This window comes from Microcystis sp. BLCC-F209 (assembly GCF_041928595.1).
Classification (GTDB): Bacteria; Cyanobacteriota; Cyanobacteriia; order Cyanobacteriales; family Microcystaceae; genus Microcystis.
Genome location: NZ_JBHFLL010000249.1, coordinates 1 through 1,171, shown reverse-complemented (window position 1 = coordinate 1,171; position 1,171 = coordinate 1). Strand labels below are relative to the sequence as shown.

The 1,171-nt window shown below is 38.6% G+C and carries 1 protein-coding gene; it reads right to left on the bottom strand.

Annotated elements, in window-relative coordinates; all coding sequences use genetic code 11:
* A partial coding sequence (locus ACE1AQ_RS15830; RefSeq protein ID WP_374808755.1) for a cadherin repeat domain-containing protein occupies positions 1-1,059 on the bottom strand: 1,059 nt, incomplete at its 3' end.
* Positions 1,060-1,171: the final 112 nt, after the last annotated feature.

Here is a 1,171-nt window from a genome sequence, read left to right as displayed (position 1 = left end):
GACTTCGTAACTGTTTTGAGCTTCAAAATTAGGAGTAAAACCGACATAGAAAAGAGCCGAATTCTGAATTAAGAAGCGCTCCCTATCCCGTCCCGTGAGGAAGAGATTATTGGTTCCTAAACCATCATCTTCAATCAGGAGATCGGCGACTTTAAATTCTGGTGTGACATTGACATTTTCAGCTAACTCGGTGACAGCATTTTGGAAAATTAGGGCTGTGGGAGCTTGATTACTAGGTGTTTCATTAACATCATTGACAGTAATTGTCAAGGTTTTCTCAAAACTTAGTCCCCCTTGATCGGTGGTTTTTACCCGAATACTGTAACTATTTTTGGTTTCAAAATCCGGGGAATTATTAATCTGTAATTGATTCCCTACAATCGAGAATGCTGTATTATCTGTATCTCCTGTTCCTGCTATCAAACTATAGGTAAAGTTATTACCACTATCGGGGTCTGTACTGGAAAATGTTCCAATCACTGTATTGGGAGCAACATTTTCATTTACTGTGGTCGCACTTAAGGCTAAATTCGTCGGAGCTTGATTACCGGGAGTTTCATTAACATCATTGACAGTAATTGTCAAGGTTTTCTCAAAACTTAGTCCCCCTTGGTCTGTGGTTTTTACTCGAATACTGTAACTATTCTTGGTTTCAAAATCCGGGGAATTATTAATCTGTAATTGATTCCCCACAATCAAGAATGCTGAGTTATCTGTATCTCCTGTTCCTGTAACTAAACTATAGGTAAAGGTATTGCCAGTATCGGGGTCTGTGCTGGAAAATGTTCCAATCACTGTATTAACAGGGACATTTTCATTTACTGTGGTCGCACTTAAGGCTAAATTTGTTGGAGCTTGATTACCGGGAGTTTCATTAACATCATTGACAGTAATTGTCAAGGTTTTCTCAAAACTTAGTCCCCCTTGGTCTGTGGTTTTTACGCGAATACTGTAACTATTCTTGGTTTCAAAATCTGGGGAATTATTAATCTGTAATTGATTCCCTACAATCGAGAAGGCAGTATTATCTGGGGAGCATCTCACCTTTGCAATGAGCATAAATACTTAGTGGAAAAATAGGCTTTTCGAGGGTAATTCTTGTTTTAATTCTCCATGTACGCAGTCTTTAAAAGCCTCTATTTCGTTCCAAGACACGATTAAGAGTGGCTTT